Annotated in this window: 15 protein-coding genes; 10 read left to right on the top strand and 5 right to left on the bottom strand. The window is 63.5% G+C overall.

Going from position 1 to position 15,769, the window contains the following annotated elements:
• Positions 1–131: 131 nt before the first annotated feature.
• Both L0U82_RS21515 and ppk2 read left to right on the top strand, forming a co-directional pair.
• Complete coding sequence (locus L0U82_RS21515) at positions 132–530, top strand: VOC family protein (RefSeq protein ID WP_233834323.1); 399 nt, start codon at positions 132–134, stop codon at positions 528–530.
• 219 nt (positions 531–749) lie between these two features.
• Entirely contained in the window at positions 750–1,676 is a 927-nt protein-coding gene (gene ppk2 / locus L0U82_RS21520; RefSeq protein WP_233834325.1) for a polyphosphate kinase 2, read from the top strand.
• 152 nt (positions 1,677–1,828) lie between these two features.
• Here ppk2 and L0U82_RS21525 read toward each other — a convergent pair whose 3' ends face one another.
• Both L0U82_RS21525 and L0U82_RS21530 read right to left on the bottom strand, forming a co-directional pair.
• A complete protein-coding gene (locus L0U82_RS21525) occupies positions 1,829–3,415 on the bottom strand; it encodes an inorganic phosphate transporter (protein WP_233834327.1) in 1,587 nt (528 codons plus the stop codon).
• A 283-nt stretch (positions 3,416–3,698) separates the two neighbouring features.
• A complete protein-coding gene (locus L0U82_RS21530) occupies positions 3,699–4,292 on the bottom strand; it encodes a short chain dehydrogenase (RefSeq protein WP_233834328.1) in 594 nt (197 codons plus the stop codon).
• A 285-nt stretch (positions 4,293–4,577) separates the two neighbouring features.
• Between L0U82_RS21530 and L0U82_RS21535 the strand changes: the two genes are divergently transcribed.
• Entirely contained in the window at positions 4,578–5,426 is an 849-nt protein-coding gene (locus L0U82_RS21535; protein WP_233834329.1) for a CHAD domain-containing protein, read from the top strand.
• Positions 5,427–5,565: 139 nt separating this feature from the next.
• Positions 5,566–7,140, top strand: a complete 1,575-nt coding sequence (locus tag L0U82_RS21540; RefSeq protein ID WP_233834330.1) for a sensor domain-containing diguanylate cyclase — start codon at positions 5,566–5,568, stop codon at positions 7,138–7,140.
• Between the two features lie 30 nt (positions 7,141–7,170).
• Here the strand turns inward: L0U82_RS21540 and L0U82_RS21545 are convergent, their stop codons facing one another.
• Positions 7,171–8,256: a VTT domain-containing protein gene (locus tag L0U82_RS21545; protein ID WP_233834331.1), complete on the bottom strand. Its 1,086-nt coding sequence runs from the start codon at positions 8,254–8,256 to the stop codon at positions 7,171–7,173.
• Between the two features lie 219 nt (positions 8,257–8,475).
• Between L0U82_RS21545 and L0U82_RS21550 the strand changes: the two genes are divergently transcribed.
• Positions 8,476–9,393, top strand: coding sequence for a DMT family transporter (locus L0U82_RS21550; protein WP_233834332.1), 918 nt, complete (start codon positions 8,476–8,478; stop codon positions 9,391–9,393).
• 52 nt (positions 9,394–9,445) lie between these two features.
• Here L0U82_RS21550 and folE read toward each other — a convergent pair whose 3' ends face one another.
• On the bottom strand, positions 9,446–10,084 hold the full coding sequence (gene folE, locus L0U82_RS21555; protein WP_233834333.1) for a GTP cyclohydrolase I FolE: 639 nt from the start codon (positions 10,082–10,084) through the stop codon (positions 9,446–9,448).
• 124 nt (positions 10,085–10,208) lie between these two features.
• Positions 10,209–11,138, bottom strand: coding sequence for a LysR family transcriptional regulator (locus tag L0U82_RS21560; protein ID WP_233834334.1), 930 nt, complete (start codon positions 11,136–11,138; stop codon positions 10,209–10,211).
• A 408-nt stretch (positions 11,139–11,546) separates the two neighbouring features.
• On the opposite strand from L0U82_RS21560, the gene L0U82_RS21565 reads away from it, so the two are divergent.
• From L0U82_RS21565 to pcaC, 5 genes are all read left to right on the top strand, one after another.
• A complete protein-coding gene (locus L0U82_RS21565) occupies positions 11,547–12,254 on the top strand; it encodes a 3-oxoacid CoA-transferase subunit A (RefSeq protein WP_233834335.1) in 708 nt (235 codons plus the stop codon).
• A 13-nt stretch (positions 12,255–12,267) separates the two neighbouring features.
• A complete protein-coding gene (locus tag L0U82_RS21570; protein ID WP_233834336.1) occupies positions 12,268–12,927 on the top strand; it encodes a 3-oxoacid CoA-transferase subunit B in 660 nt (219 codons plus the stop codon).
• A gap of 270 nt (positions 12,928–13,197) precedes the next feature.
• Complete coding sequence (locus tag L0U82_RS21575) at positions 13,198–14,577, top strand: 3-carboxy-cis,cis-muconate cycloisomerase (protein WP_233834337.1); 1,380 nt, start codon at positions 13,198–13,200, stop codon at positions 14,575–14,577.
• A 5-nt stretch (positions 14,578–14,582) separates the two neighbouring features.
• On the top strand, positions 14,583–15,374 hold the full coding sequence (gene pcaD, locus L0U82_RS21580) for a 3-oxoadipate enol-lactonase (protein ID WP_233834338.1): 792 nt from the start codon (positions 14,583–14,585) through the stop codon (positions 15,372–15,374).
• Positions 15,371–15,766, top strand: a complete 396-nt coding sequence (pcaC, locus tag L0U82_RS21585) for a 4-carboxymuconolactone decarboxylase (RefSeq protein WP_233834339.1) — start codon at positions 15,371–15,373, stop codon at positions 15,764–15,766. The genes pcaD and pcaC overlap by 4 nt, the downstream gene beginning before the upstream one ends.
• Positions 15,767–15,769 lie beyond the last annotated feature (3 nt).

Raw genomic sequence — 15,769 nt, forward strand, 5'->3', positions numbered from 1 at the left:
TTTCGAGGTAACGGAACGGTCCGCCGCTGTCCGTATCGCTCTATCGAGCCGGCGGCCCACCATCACCGGCCCGTAACTGCCCGTACCCGCCGCGACTCTGTCGCCAGCCCCCGCGCCACGGAGACAACCCGATGTCTACCTCCAACCCCCCAGCCCCGCAAACTACGCCCCCTGAGCCGCTCATCGAATCAGTGAGCGCAATCACGCTGGCCACCAGCGATATGCAGCGCGCGGTGCCGTTCTATGAAGCGCTCGGTTTCCCGCTTAGCTATGGCGGCCCGCAGCAGGCATTTACGTCATTTGCATTCGGCGGCACCTATCTGAACCTGATCGCCGACGCGCGCGCGCCGGTTGCCTGGTGGGGACGCGTGATCATCTATGTATCGGATGTCGATGCGATCTATAACAAGGCGCTGGCGGCGGGGTTGCAGCCGTCGTTTGCCCCGTCCGACGCCTCATGGGGCGAGCGCTATTTCCATATCACCGATCCGGATGGCCATGAACTGAGCTTTGCGCGGCCGCTCTGCTAGCGTCGGATATTCGCGCAAAACTCGCTATCATAAATAGCGCCGCATGTTGCGCATGCCGGAATCGAGCCGATAGAGTCGTGGCGAGCCCGTTATCGGAGCTTCGCCAGTCCGTCGGCCTGCGTGGTAACACGGCTGACACCTCGCGCTTCGATAATCGAACGCGTCCGCGTCGCGCTTGCCGCCGCGCGCCATCCCATTCCTGTTGCGAGGAGAGCCGCAATGAAAGAGCCGGACCCGAGATCTGAAACCGAATTGATGGCGGAGCGCCAGCGTCGTTTCGAGGAAGACCTTATCGACGCCTATGACGAAGAACTCGAAATGGAAGTCGACGACCGTATCATCGACGGTGCGGCCGGCTTGACGAGCGAACATCGCGAAGCGCGCAAGCAGTATTTCCGCGAGCTATTCCGGCTGCAAGGCGAACTGGTCAAGCTACAGGACTGGATCGTAAAGACCGGCCATCGGCTCGTGGTGATCTTCGAAGGGCGCGACGCAGCCGGCAAGGGCGGCGCGATCAAACGCATTACGCAGCGGCTCAATCCGCGGGTATGCCGCGTGGCGGCGCTGCCGGCGCCGAATAATCGCGAGCGCACGCAATGGTATTTCCAGCGCTATGTTTCGCATCTGCCCGCCGGCGGCGAAATGGTGCTGTTCGACCGTAGCTGGTATAACCGCGCGGGCGTCGAACGCGTAATGAATTTCTGCACGGACGACGAATACGAAGAGTTTTTCCGCTCGGTGCCCGAATTCGAAAAGATGCTGGTGCGCAGCGGCGTGCAGATCATCAAGTACTGGTTTTCGATTACCGACGAAGAGCAGGAAATCCGCTTCCAGAATCGTATCCACGATCCGCTGAAGCAATGGAAGCTGAGTCCGATGGACCTGGAAAGCCGCCGCCGCTGGGAAGCGTATACGCTGGCGAAGGAAGTGATGCTGCAGCGCTCGCATATTCCCGAGGCACCGTGGTGGGTCGTGCAGGCCGTCGACAAGAAGCGCGCGCGCCTGAACTGTATCCAGCATCTGCTGAGCCAGGTGCCGTATCACGAGATCGAGCATCAGCAGATCGAATTGCCGTCGCGCGTCCATCATGAAGACTATAGCCGCCAGCCGGTGCCGCAATCGATGATCGTGCCCGAGGTGTATTGATCGGCGTTGCTGTTGCGAGAAACGGAAGCACCAAATAAAAAGCCGCTTTTTAAAGCGGCTTTTTTTATTCGCGGACCGATCATCGTGCAACTGATCGGTCTGCCGATCTGCTCGCGAAATACGCGAGCAGACTAAGCGCAGATCGAGCGAGCTTAGAACACCGTCCGGAACACCCAGTACAGGCCAGCCGCAAGCCCGATCGATGCCGGCAGCGTCAGCACCCATGCGAGTATCAGGCTGCGCACCGTGCCCCATTGCAGGCCCGAACCGTTCGCGGCCATCGTGCCGGCCACACCGGATGACAGCACATGAGTCGTCGAAACCGGCAGACCGTAGACGTCGGCGGCGCCGATCGTCACCATCGCGACGACTTCCGCCGCCGCGCCTTGCCCATAGGTCAGGTGCTGCTTGCCGATCTTTTCGCCGACTGTCACGACGATGCGCTTCCAGCCGACCATCGTGCCGAGCCCCAGCGCGATCGCGACCGCCACCTTGACCCAGGTCGGAATAAATTTGGTTGCGTGATCGAGCTGCGTTTTGAAGTTGCCGATGACCTTCGCGTGTTCCGGCGAGAACGGCGGCTGATTGGCCTTTTGCATCAGACGAATCGCTTCGGACGCCACATACATATTGTTGCGCACGTTATCGACGACGTTTTGCGGCACCGCGGCCATCGAGCCCGAGTCGCCCACCTGGCGACCGATCTGCGCGGTCAGCTGCTGCAGTGCCGGCACCGTGGCAGGCGTCAGTTGACGCGTGCGCACGAATTCCTCGACATCGGCACGCGGATTCGCGGAAGGCGCCACGCCTTGCGTGTAGTTCGCGAGCGTCGCCGCGGTTTGCTGGGAGACCGCGATAAAGTTCTGCGTTTCCGCGGGAGTGACCGCCTTGTTCAGCGCATAGGCGGTGGGCACCGTGCCGATCAGGATCAGCATGATAAGGCCCATGCCCTTCTGGCCATCGTTCGAACCATGCGCAAACGACACCCCCGTGCAGGTCAGAATCAGCAGACAGCGAATCCAGAACGGCGGCGGTTCCTTGCCTTTCGGCTCGGCATACAGCGCGGGCACGCGTACCACCGCTTTCAGGATCAGCAGCAACAAGCCCGCGAGCAGAAAGCCGACGATCGGCGAAAACAGCAGCGACTTGCCGACGCCGAGTGCCTGATTCCAGTCGACGCCGCTGGTGCCGTTCGCACCGTGCATCAGCTGATTCATCAGGCCGACGCCGATGATCGAGCCGATCAGCGTATGCGAGCTGGAGGACGGCAGGCCGAAATACCAGGTGCCGAGATTCCAGATAATCGCGGCGATCAGCAGCGCGAATACCATCGCGAAGCCGGCGCTGCTACCCACCTGCAGAATCAATTCGACAGGCAGCAATTGCAGAATGCCGAACGCGACCGCGCCGGTCGATAGCAGCACGCCGAGAAAATTCCAGGCGCCGGACCAAACGACCGCGAGATTCGGCGTAAGCGAGTGCGTATAAATAACGGTCGCGACTGCATTGGCCGTATCGTGAAAGCCATTGACGAATTCAAAGCCAAGCGCAATCAATAGCGCGACACCCAGCAGCAGATACGGTAGGACCGAGCTTTCGCGTACCGGCTGCAAATCGTCGAGCAGATTTACGGCGCAATACACCACGCCGGCAACGAGTAGGGCGAGAAAGATAAACAGGCCGAAATTGCGCCCTTTGCCGCTGGCAGCGCCTGGTTGCTGATAGGAAAGTTCCGGCATGACGTGAGCCCCAAAAGTTTGTCGCGGGACTCACGATGCTGCTGGCGTGGCATGTCGTAATGATGACAAACGCGTGACGCTAGCCGGGTGCGCCAGCAGCCACGCGTGGCGCGGGTTTGACGCCGCGCCACGAGGATTTGACGCCACTGGATGGCGAGCCGGGATAGTCAAATGTCCGAAAAGAGCGGCGGAAAATCGTCAGTCAAAATGCGCTGGTATATGGCTACCAAAACGGCTAAAAAGCGGGCGACGAAGCGGCTAAGAAGAGGACCACAAAACCGGGCTACGAAGCATTGAACACTTCACCGCTAGCGCTGCCGCCAAGGCTACGTTTATAGGCCTGCGCAACGATCGAGGCAGGTACGCCCTGGGCCGGATCGCGGCCCATCGATTCGAGCGTTTCCGCGACCCAGCCCGGGCTCACCACATTGACGCGTGCTTTACCGCGCAGCTCGAGTGCCGCCGAGCGCGCGAACGCTTCGACGCCCGCATTGACGATACTGACCGCCGCGCTGCCTTCGATCGGCTGTTGCGCGAGTACGCCGCTAGTCAACGTAAAGCAGCCGCCCTGCGAGATATGCGTGGCGCCGCAGCGCAACAGATTGACCTGACCCATCAGTTTGTTGGCGAGGCTAAACGAGAAGTCTTCGTCGGCGAGCGATGCGAGCGGCGCGAATTTTGCCGAACCGGCGGTGCACACGATCGCATCGAGCGTACCGGCTTGCGCGTACATCGATTCGATGCTGCGTTTATCGGACAGGTCAACATGCAGATCGGATCCCTTACGACTTGCGGTGACGATATCGTGTTCGGCGGCCAGCAGTTTGACGACTTCGGAGCCGAGCAGGCCCGTTGCTCCAACCACAAGTACTCGCATATATCCTCCTTGAGGTTTCCCGCCGCATAGGCGGACGAGGCCGCCGGGACCGGTCACGCAATAAGCGGCGGCGCGCCTGTTACGTACAGGTTCAAGATAGCCGCTTTACACGTTCGGTGCGGACGGTTTCATCAAGTCGAGTGACCCCCAAGCGCGCCGTTATCTGCCAGAGGTGTTTTGTGCGCGCTTTTGCGCTTACTCAATAGATCGAATGCCCGGCAAATATACTGTGGGGATTATTTTTTGCTACGCTAAAAGTCAAGTCGTGTTTCGGAGTCGTCGCCCATGAAGCAAGACAGCGAAGCAGTTCTCCAGCCGGCCGGTGAACCTTCGGCGCAGCAGGCTTTTGCGTCTTATGCCGCGCCGCTTGTCCATCATGCGATCGAGCTTGCCGAGGCAGTCCACGAAGACGCATCACCCGAAGCATTGCACCAGTTGCGCGTATCGCTAAGGCGATTGCGATCGCTGTGGTGGGCCTTCGCGCCATTGCTCGACAAGGGCGAAAATGGCCGCCAGCGCGCGGTCTATAAGTTCCTCGCGACGGCGGCCGGCAAGACGCGCGACTGGGACATCCTGATCGAATTGCTGGCGCAGCAGGACGACGCCTCGCGCGAGGCGCTGATGCCGAAGCTCGAGCAGGCGCGCGCCGACACGCTCGCCGTCAGCCGCGAAACGCTGTTGAACGCCGACGTCAAGCATCTACTGCGCGATGCGCTTACCAGCACATCCGCCGAATTGAACGTCGCGCATCTACCGCGCATCGCACTGCACAAATTTGCCGCTAAACGCGTAAGGGCATCGGAGCGGTCGTTGAAGAAGCGCATCCGCCACGCAAGCCATGCGAAGCGCTCGAACTATGCCGCGTTTCACGATGTCCGCAAGGCCGGCAAAAAGCTGCGTTATCTATTCGAGTTTTTCGGCCCGGTGCTCGAAGGTGGTCATAAACGTACGCTCAAGCATCTGAAGAAAATCCAGAAGCGTTTTGGCGAGCTCAACGATACCGTGGCAAGCGAGGAACTGTTGCGCGAGAATGCCGAAGTCCTCGCCGGCCCCGGAGATACGGAGGCCGCGCTGGATTGGCTCGGCAAGCAGCGCAAGCGCCGCATACGCGCGGCGGCGCGCTTGTTGGACTGATGCTGGACCGATCGGGGGCAGTGGGATTGCGGCTTTGTCTTTCGCCGTGTCGCGCGTCGATACCAGCGTCGCGACAGTACCGGCATGCTGCGCCGCAACGGCGGTGCGACAGAATAGTCCGCAAAAGGAGACGATAAGCGTGGCACAGCAGACGCTTTCGATGCAGCGCCGGCTGCGCGGGATGCCGCATGTGATCAGAGCCGCGTTGACGCGGCATCTAGGCAATCGGCCATGGCTCGCCGGTGTGGCGGGCACCGTGGTTGCCGCGGCGATGGCGGGGCTCACGCTATTGACGCTCGACGCGGGCCGCACCGAAGCGCTCGATCACGCGAGCCAGACGTCGCAAAACCTCGTCTCGATCATCTCCACCGATCTCGCGCGTAACTTCGAAATCTATAACCTGTCGCTGCAATCGATGGTGGACGGTGCGCGCGATCCGGCCATGCAGGCGCTACCCGCCGGCGTACAGCGCGAGATACTGTTCGACCGCGCGACCACCGCGGCCTATCTCGGCGGCGCGTATGTGCTTAGCGCGGACGGCACCGTGGCGGCCGCCCAGTACGACGACGCCAATACGGCAATCCATCTCGACGATCGCGAATATTTTCGGGTGCAGAAGCGCGATCCTTCAGTCGGGCTGTATTTTTCGCATCCGTACCACTCGCGGTTGCGCGACAACAAACTGTCGATCGCGCTTACGCGTCGCATCGACGATCCGCGGGGCGACTTTGCCGGCATCGCGCTGCTTGCCATTCGCATCGAATATTTCCAGCATCTGCTCGATCGCATCGACACCGGCGCGCAAGGGTCGGTCTTTATCGTGATGAACGATGGAACGCTGCTTGCGCGCAAGCCGTTTCTCGCCCGCGATATCGGCGCGAGTATCGCCAAATCGCTGACTTTTCAGACGATGGTCTCGCATGACTCGGGCACTTATCTATCGATCGCGGCGGTCGACGGCGTGCGCCGCATCTATACCTACGCGCATGTGCCGGGCACGCCGCTGATCGCGGTAGTCGCGCCCGCCGTCAACGATGTGCTCGCGCCGTGGCGGCATCGCAGCAATATCGCCGGCGTGCTGACGATTGCGTTCGGCGTGGTGTTCGTGCTGGTGTCGTGGCTGCTGGCATTTGCGCTGCGCGACAAGCAGCGCGCGCAGGCCGCGCTGGTGCGGCTTGCCGCGACCGATCCGCTGACCCGGCTCAGCAATCGCCGCGTGCTCGATCAACGGCTCGACGAAGAATGGCGGCGCGCGCGACGCGAGCAAAAGCCGCTGTCGGTGCTCTTTCTCGATATCGATCATTTCAAGCATTTCAACGATACGTATGGTCATGCGAGCGGCGATGAGGCGCTCGTCGCGGTGGCCGATTGCATTGCGTCGGTGGTGCGGCGCCCGGCGGATCTGGTCGCGCGCTACGGCGGCGAGGAATTCGCGGTGGTGCTGCCGGATACGATGCCGGAAGGCGCATTCGCGATGGCCGAGAAGATACGCCGCAAAGTGGAAAGCCAGGTGATCGTGCGCGGACCCGACGGCGCGCTTGCAGTAACGGTCAGTATCGGCTGCGCGACGGCGAGGCCGGAAGATCGCGGCAGCGGTGTCGATCTGCTGGCGGCCGCCGATCGGCAGCTCTATATCGCGAAGGAGCAGGGACGCAATCGCAGCTGTTCGGCGCAGTGGGATGGCTGTTCGCTCGTGCACGGAGCGGTGAAATAGGCGGGTAGGCAGGCGGCGGCGTGGCGCGCTTTACGCATGCTGGCGGCTCAGCGGCGCGCCACGCGGCGCAAAACCGCGCAACGTAATCGCGCCTTGCGCGTCGCTGCCTGGCGACTCGATAGGCCCCAGACGCCCGCTCGACCGCATCGGCCGGTCCGTGTCTGCTCCATCCGTGGACGTCAGCAAGCCGACCGGGAAGCCGCGCCGATGCCACGCATCGAGTCCGCCGCGCAGAGCGCGAATCCGCGTATAGCCATTGCTGCGCATATATTGCGAGACTTCGAGCGCGGTCGCGCTATCAGGGCAGATGCAATAGATCACCATGTCATGCGTGCGCAGCGCGCCATCGAGCTGTTCGGGCGAATGCGGATCGAGCGCGAGCGCGCTGGGGATATGGCGTTGCAGCTCGGGCATCGGCGCGCCGGGGCGCGCATCGAGCACTCTCGACGGCGCCATCCGTCGCCAGCCTCGCGTCGTATTCGGTCCGGCCAGCGCCGGCGTGGCGCGCGCGACTATGCGCCGCGCGCGGTAGCGCTGATACAGGCGGTACAGCAGATAGATCAGTGCCACGGCAATCAGAATATCGGCCAGCGTGCCGCCACGCGCCTGCACGAACGCATGCAGCATGTGCAGTTCGCGTTGCACCGCGGCGCCGCCGAGCAGCCAGAAAGTCGCCCATGCGATGACGCTCGCGCATTCCCAAAGCAGATAGATGCGGACATCGACAGCGGTCGTGCCCATTAGCGGTGGTGTGATGAGTCCGAGTCCCGGCACGAACTTCGACACCGATACGAGCGGCACGCCGTAGCGCTCGAATAGCGAGCGCGCCATGTCGAGCCGCGTATCGACCGCTGGAGACAAACGGCCGAGCCACGCGAGCAGCCTGCGGCCATAGAGACGGCCGGCGGCGAACCAACTGCAGTCGCCGATCAGCGCGCCCAGCACCGCGGCGCCGAGCACCGGCCAGAACGACAGGGTGCCCGCGGCGATCGCCGAGCCGGCGAACAGCAGCATCGGCACGGCTGGAACCGGGATGCCGAGACGCGTCAGTAATACATTGACGAAGACGACCGCGCCGCCCCAGGTCGACACCGCCGATGACGGAAACTCTACCAATTGAGGCGCTCCTTGTTGTTGCTGCGATTGAGCAGGCATCTATGAGCGACGGCCGCGCGCAAAGCAGCTTCTCGCGATGCCGTTTGCTCAGCATAACCGATGGCTCGTAGGCTGGCTCGCGCGTCCATCGCATGCCGGCGCTGCAATTTCGTTCAAGACCGTAAGCAATGCGCGCGCCTAATCTGCGGGCTCGATCAACCGCATGGACAGGAGCGCACGATGAATTCGCGCTATACGGGCTACCTCTTTTGCGCACTCGCGATGATCGGTGTCGGCAGCACGGTCGTGGTCAGCAAGACCATCGCGGCCGGCCTGCCGCCATTTAGCGCAACCGCGCTGCGCTTTGCGATCGCGTTTGCGCTGCTGGTTATCGCGATGCGTTGGCGCGGCGTGCGCTGGCCGCGCCTCGACCGGCGCGACACATTGCTGGTGATCGCGCAGGCCGGCGCGGGCAGCGTCGGCTACACGGTGCTGCTGATCAGCGGGATGCGGCTCGCGTCGGCCGCCGATGCTGGTGTCATCTTGGGCACATTGCCGGCGGTATCGGCGGCGGTGGCGATGCTGGCGCTCGGCGAGCGTCCCGCGCCCGCGCTGCTCGGTGCGATCGTGCTGGCGACGGCCGGTGTGCTCGCCTGTACCGTGCATCTCGATGAACTGCGCGCGCCGCGCGTGTCCGCTTCGCTGCCAGGTAACGCGCTGGTGTTTGCTGCGGTGATCTGCGAGGCGCTATTTATTCTGCTGAACCGCAAGCTGCGCACGCCGGTCGCGCCGTTGCCGCTATCGGCATTGATGTGCGGTATCGGACTCGCGGTGGCGCTGGTGCCGGCGTGGCTGGAAAGACCGTGGACCTTACCCGTCGATGCCGCCGCATTGCTCGGCGTCGTGTATTACGCGTTGGTGCCGACGCTCGTGGGTTTCGTGCTGTGGTACGCGGGGGCCGCGCGTATCAGCGCTGCGGAGGCTGGGCTTACGACCGCGCTCGTACCGGTGAGCGCGCTGGCGTTTGCCGCGCTGCTGCTGCACGAGCGGATCGGCGCGGCGCAACTGATGGGCGCCGCGTGCGTGCTGGGGGCGGTATTGCTGGCGAGCTTCGGACGGATGCGCACGGCGCGCGCGGTAGTTTCACAGGGGCCGTGAGCGCCGGCCCAATCAGGCGCGGGCACACGCAGCAAAGCCCACGCGCAAACCCTCAGGCATTCGGTACCGCGACGACTCCCGGGCTGCCCACGATCGACAGAAACTCGCGACGCGTCGACGGATCGGTGCGGAACGTGCCCAGCATGCGCGACGTAACCATCGTGACGCCGGCCTTGTGCACGCCACGCGTCGACATGCACTGGTGCGCGGCTTCGAGAATCACACCGACGCCGGCCGGTTGCAGTACATCGTTCAGCGTATCGGCGATCTGCACGGTCATCTTTTCCTGGATCTGCAGCCGCTTGGCGAAGGCGTCGACCAGACGCGCCAGCTTCGAGATACCGACCACGCGATGTTGCGGAAGATACGCGACGTGCGCGCGTCCGATGATCGGCACCATATGGTGTTCGCAATAGCTTTCGAAGCGGATGTCCTTCAGCACGATCATTTCGTCGTAGCCGTCCACTTCGGAGAAGGTGCGGGCAAGAATTTCGCGCGGATCGATCTGGTAGCCCGCGAAGAACTCGTCGTATGCGCGCACCACGCGTGCCGGCGTGTCGATCAGACCTTCGCGCTGGGGATCGTCGCCGGCCCAGCGCAACAGCACGCGAACGGCTGCTTCAGCTTCTTCGCGGCTCGGGCGCTCCACGGCCGCTGCGGGTTTGGTTTTCTTTGCCTTGCTGCTGCTCATGCGTCGTTCCTCCTGGATCGCGCGTCGACGCTGCACTGGCGCGCGGGGTCTGTAACTGCGGCCATTGTTCCATGTTTTGCGCACGGATGTGCCGATCTCCCTTTCGCCGGCGGGGCGGGTCCGGCTATTTGGGCCATTCATCCATCGCGTCGTTGAACAGCTCGGCGACCAGACCTCGCAGCCAGCTACCGCGCGGATCGTTATGAAACTTGCGATGCCAATGCTGCCGCAGATCGAAGCGCGGCAGTTGCAGCGGCGGCTCGACGAGCATGATCGACGCGTGCTCCGATACATACGCGAAGCCGATCGCATGCGGCACCGTCGCGAGCAGATCGGTGCGCGCGAGGATAAACGGCAGGCTCATGAAATGCGGCGTTTCGAGCACCGCGCGGCGCTTGATGCGCTTCTTTTCCAGGTACTGCTCGAGCACTTCCTGGCTGCGTCCCTCGGCGCGTACGACCGCATGCCCCGACGCGACGTACTGCTCGAGTGTGAGCGGTGCCTTCGACAGCGGATGGCCGCTGCGCATCAGGCAAATGAAGCGATGCGTAAACAGCCGCTGCTGGAAGAAGTTATTGCCGGCCAGGTCCGGGAAATAGCCGACGGCAAGATCGACGTCGCCCGATTCGAGCCCGCGTTCCACCTGCGACGGCGATACGGATACCGAGCGCAGATTCGCGCACGGCGCGCGTTCGGCAAACATCTGCAAAAGCCGCGGCAGAAACACGATCTCGCCGACATCCGATAGCGCGATCGAAAACGTATGGGTGCTGGTGGCCGGATCGAAGTCCTGCACATCGAGCATGCCTTTTTCGATGCGCAGCAGCGCGTCGCGCGCGGCGGGCAGGATCGCGAGCGCGCGCGGCGTCGGCTCCATGCCTTTGGAGGTGCGCACGAACAGCGGATCGTCGAAATATTCGCGCAGACGGCCAAGCGCGGTGCTGACGCGCGGCTGGCTGACGCCGAGCTGTTCGGCCGCGCGGCTCACGTTGCGCGTGTCTTCCATCGCGACCAGATAAGGGATCAGGTTCAGATCCAGTTGGGTGTCGGCCATGCAGTGTTACCGGGTGCGGGCAAGCGCGGCCGATTCCACGCTTATGCCGTATTGCGATAGAGGGTAGTTCAAAAATCGGCCATAAGCATAGTGGCAATGCGTGCGGCCGGCTTGTTCTCGGCAAACACAGGCTCTCGATGCCGCGCGGCGAGACCTATCATGAAGGGGGTTTCCCTGCCTTGACAACGTGCCCAAAGGGCAACCATAATCGCCGAAGCGTTCGCTAAACGAATCACTGTTCATGTAACGAACATTTCGGCCGATTCGGCGGTGAACCAACCGAAGGCGCCAGCCCGCTATCCACGTCGCGAGCCGTCGCCAGCATGCCCGGAGACCGTTTCCGGCGCGAGCATTGCCAGTCGCGACTGTCAGCCCAGCGGCACGTAGCGCCCCCAAAGGAAATTCGACATGATCAACAAGATTTTCGAGTCACTTCAATCGGCCGTCGCCGATGTCCACGACGGCGCCACCGTCATGATCGGCGGCTTCGGCACGGCCGGCATGCCGTCCGAGCTGATCGACGCGCTCATCGAGCAGGGTGCGCGCGACCTGACCATCGTCAACAACAACGCAGGTAACGGCGATATCGGCCTCGCGGCGCTGCTCAACGCGAAGCGTGTGCGCAAGATCATCTGCTCGTTCCCGCGCCAGACCGACTCGTATGTATTCGACGCGCTCTATCGCGCCGGCGAAATCGAACTCGAACTCGTGCCGCAAGGCAATCTCGCGGAGCGTATCCGCGCGGCGGGCGCGGGCATCGGCGGCTTCTTCACGCCGACCGCGTACGGCACCAAGCTTGCCGAAGGCAAGGAAACCCGTCTGATCGACGGCAAGCACTATGTGCTGGAGTCGCCGCTGCATGCCGACTTTGCGCTGATCAAGGCGTATAAGGGCGACCGCTGGGGCAACCTGATCTATCGCAAGACCGCCCGCAACTTCGGGCCGATCATGGCAAGCGCGGCAAAAACCGCGATCGTGCAGGTGTCGGAAGTGGTGCCGCTCGGCGCGCTCGATCCTGAAGTGATCGTCACGCCCGGCATTTTCGTGCAACGCGTGATCGAAGTGCCGCAAGCGGCACACGCCCCGGCGGCCAATCCTCACGACGCTGCTGCCTGAACCGGAGACCGACATGAAAAAACTGACCCGCGATGAAATGGCCAAGCGCGTCGCCCAGGATATCCCCGAAGGCGCGTACGTGAACCTCGGCATTGGCGTGCCGACGCTGGTGGCCAATCACCTGGCCGCCGACAAGGAAATCTTCCTGCATAGCGAAAACGGTCTGCTCGGCATGGGCCCGGCACCGGCAAAGGGCGAGGAAGACGACGAATTGATCAACGCCGGCAAGCAGCATGTCACGCTGCTGACGGGCGGCGCGTTCTTCCATCACTCGGATTCGTTCGCAATGATGCGCGGCGGCCATCTGGACTTCTGCGTGCTCGGCGCGTTCCAGGTGTCGGCCAAGGGCGACCTCGCGAACTGGCACACCGGCGCACCGGACGCGATTCCGGCGGTCGGCGGCGCGATGGATCTCGCGATCGGCGCGAAGCAGGTCTACGTGATGATGGAGCACCTGACCAAGCAGGGCGAAAGCAAGATCACCGCCGAGTGCTCGTATCCGGTCACCGGCATCGGCTGCGTGACCCGTATCTATACGGACCTCGCGATGATCGACGTGACGAAGCAAGGCCTCGTCGTGCGCGAGATCTTCACCGATATCGGCTTCGACGAACTGCAGAAGCTGACTGGCGTGCCGATGACCGACGGCACGCAGGCCGCGCGCGCGGCCTGATGGCCGGCTTCAGGCGCGGCCGCCGGCTGGCTGTCCGCCTGAAGCAGTACCGACGCGACGCGGCACGCCGCGCGAACGGGCCGGTGCTGGCGAGGCAAATGCCTGGTCGGCGCTGGCCTGCGACTTCGGCGGCGTGCATGCCCCGGTTGGCGCACAATACGCGGCAACATATGCGGCATTACGCGCGACAACCTGCACGGCGCCGCATGCATCAGTACCGCACGCGGCTCAGTTCTTTCATCTCCGACTCCCTCGAACATCGACGTCATCATGCTCGACTCCAGCGCCCGTCTGACTGGCCTTCTTTGCGGCACACAGCCGATGAACGATATCTGGGCGCCGCGTGCCACGCTGCAACGGATGCTCGACGTCGAAGCCGCTCTTGCGCGCGCTTCGGCCGCTCATCAAGTCATTCCCGAATCCGCCGTACCCGCGATCGAAGCCGCTTGCCAGGCCGATCGGCTCGATGCCGATGCGCTCGCGCGCGATGCTGCGCTCGGCGGCAATCTGGCGATTCCGCTCGTCAAGCAGCTGACCGCGCTCGTCAAGGCGGCCGATGCCGAAGCCGGCAAATACGTGCATTGGGGCGCGACGAGCCAGGACATCATCGATACGGCGCTGGTGCTGCAGTTGCGCGACACCTTCGACCTGCTCGACAGCGGCCTGCAAGCCACCTGCGACGCCGTCGCGAAACTCGCGGCCACCCATCGCGCGACGCCGATGATCGGCCGCACCTGGCTGCAGCAGGCGCTGCCCATTACGCTCGGCCTTAAATTCGCGCAATGGCTCGATGCGTTGCTGCGCCATCGCGAGCGGCTCGCCGCGCTGCGCGAGCGCGTGCTGGTGCTGCAATTCGGCGGTGCGGCCGGCACGCTGGCCAGCCTGCGCGACGCGGCGCCACAGGTGACGCAAGCGCTGGCCAAAGAACTCGGCCTCGCGGTGCCGACCTTGCCGTGGCATACGCAGCGCGACCGCATCGCTGAAACGGCATCGGTATTCGGCATGCTGATCGGCACGTTCGGCAAGATCGCGCGCGATATCTCGCTGCAAATGCAAACCGAAATCGATGAACTCGCCGAGCCCGCCGCAGCCGGCAAGGGCGGCTCGTCGACGATGCCGCATAAGCGCAACCCGGTCGGCTGCGCGGCCGTGCTGACCGCCGCGACGCGCGCGCCCGGCCTGGTGGCAACCATATTCGCCGGCATGGTGCAGGAGCATGAGCGCGCGCTCGGCGGCTGGCAGGCCGAATGGGATGCGCTGCCCGACCTCGCGCGTCTGGCGGGCGGCGCGCTCGCGAATATCGAACAGATCGCGGCGGGTCTTAACGTGAACGTCGCGCGCCTCGCCGCGAATCTCGATGTCACGCATGGCCTGATTCTCGGCGAAGCGGTGATGCTCGCGCTCGGCGACAGCATCGGCCGGCTCGACGCGCATCATCTGGTCGAACGGGCATCCAAAGCGGCGATCGCCGACGGCAAAACGCTTTACGACGTGCTTGCCGCTGATTCCGCCGTCACCCAACATCTTCCGCTCGAGCGCCTGAAGCAGCTGCTCGATCCCGCTCAATACGTCGGCCAGGCGCACGCATATGTGGATGCCGCGCTGGCGCTTCATACCACGCGCGCGCAGCGCGCCCCTACCAAGGAGTAACCGGCATGCCTTACGCCGCAGTCAACGGCACCGAGCTTCACTACCGCATCGACGGCGACCGTCACGGCCACGCGCCGTGGCTCGTGCTGTCGAATTCGCTCGGCTGCGATATGTCCATGTGGGCGCCGCAAGTCGCGGCGTTGTCGAAGCATTTCCGCGTGCTGCGTTACGACACGCGCGGCCACGGCCATTCGGAAGCGCCGAAGGGTCCGTACACGATCGAGCAGTTGACCGGCGACGTGCTCGGTCTGATGGATACGCTGAAGATCGCGCGCGCGAATTTCTGCGGCATCTCGATGGGCGGCCTGACCGGCGTCGCGTTGGCCGCGCGTCATGGCGACCGCTTCGAGCGCGTCGTGCTGTGCAATACGGCCGCGCGTATCGGCTCGCCGGAAGTATGGGTGCCGCGCGCCGCGAAGGCTCGCAGCGAAGGCCTGCTCGCGCTCGCCGACGCAGTGCTGCCGCGCTGGTTCACGGCCGATTTCATCGAGCGTGAGCCGGTCGTGCTGGCGCTGATTCGCGACGTGTTCGTGCATAACGACAAGGAAGGCTATGCATCGAACTGCGACGCGATCGACGCGGCCGATCTGCGCCCCGAAACGCCGGGCATCAAGCTGCCGGCGCTCGTGATCAGCGGTACGCACGACCTCGCCGCGACGCCCGCGCAAGGCCGCGAACTCGCGCAGTCGATTCCGGGCGCGCGCTATGTCGAACTGGACGCATCGCATATTTCCAATATCGAAAAGGTCGACGAATTCACGAAGACCGTACTCGACTTCCTGACGGAGACGAAATGAACGACGAAGATCGCTATGAAGCCGGCCTTGGTGTGCGCCGTGCGGTGCTGGGCAGCGCGCACGTCGACCGGTCGCTTGCGAACCGTAACGAGTTCACCGAGGAATTCCAGAACTTCATCACGCGCTATGCATGGGGCGAAATCTGGACGCGCGACGGCCTGCCGCGCCATACGCGCAGTCTGGTAACGATCGCGATGATGGTCGCGCTGAACCGCAGCGAGGAACTCGCGCTGCATCTGCGCGCCGCGAAAAACAACGGCGTGACGCGCGAACAGATCAAGGAATTGCTGCTGCAGACGGCGATCTACGCCGGCGTGCCGGCGGCGAATTCGGCCTTCCATCTGGCCGACAAGCTGTTCCGCGAGGATGACGTGGCGGCAGCCAAGCCGTAAGCG

The sequence above is a fragment of the Paraburkholderia sp. ZP32-5 genome, assembly GCF_021390495.1.
Lineage (GTDB): Bacteria > Pseudomonadota > Gammaproteobacteria > Burkholderiales > Burkholderiaceae > Paraburkholderia.

Coding starts and splice junctions, on each gene's coding strand:
- L0U82_RS21565 (WP_233834335.1), top strand. CDS start 11,547: ATGATCAACAAGATTTTCGAGTCACTTCAATCGGCCGTCGCCGATGTC.
- pcaC (WP_233834339.1), top strand. CDS start 15,371: ATGAACGACGAAGATCGCTATGAAGCCGGCCTTGGTGTGCGCCGTGCG.
- L0U82_RS21560 (WP_233834334.1), bottom strand. CDS start 11,138: ATGGCCGACACCCAACTGGATCTGAACCTGATCCCTTATCTGGTCGCG.
- folE (WP_233834333.1), bottom strand. CDS start 10,084: ATGAGCAGCAGCAAGGCAAAGAAAACCAAACCCGCAGCGGCCGTGGAG.
- L0U82_RS21515 (WP_233834323.1), top strand. CDS start 132: ATGTCTACCTCCAACCCCCCAGCCCCGCAAACTACGCCCCCTGAGCCG.
- L0U82_RS21550 (WP_233834332.1), top strand. CDS start 8,476: ATGAATTCGCGCTATACGGGCTACCTCTTTTGCGCACTCGCGATGATC.
- pcaD (WP_233834338.1), top strand. CDS start 14,583: ATGCCTTACGCCGCAGTCAACGGCACCGAGCTTCACTACCGCATCGAC.
- L0U82_RS21525 (WP_233834327.1), bottom strand. CDS start 3,415: ATGCCGGAACTTTCCTATCAGCAACCAGGCGCTGCCAGCGGCAAAGGG.
- L0U82_RS21535 (WP_233834329.1), top strand. CDS start 4,578: ATGAAGCAAGACAGCGAAGCAGTTCTCCAGCCGGCCGGTGAACCTTCG.
- L0U82_RS21530 (WP_233834328.1), bottom strand. CDS start 4,292: ATGCGAGTACTTGTGGTTGGAGCAACGGGCCTGCTCGGCTCCGAAGTC.
- L0U82_RS21570 (WP_233834336.1), top strand. CDS start 12,268: ATGAAAAAACTGACCCGCGATGAAATGGCCAAGCGCGTCGCCCAGGAT.
- ppk2 (WP_233834325.1), top strand. CDS start 750: ATGAAAGAGCCGGACCCGAGATCTGAAACCGAATTGATGGCGGAGCGC.
- L0U82_RS21575 (WP_233834337.1), top strand. CDS start 13,198: ATGCTCGACTCCAGCGCCCGTCTGACTGGCCTTCTTTGCGGCACACAG.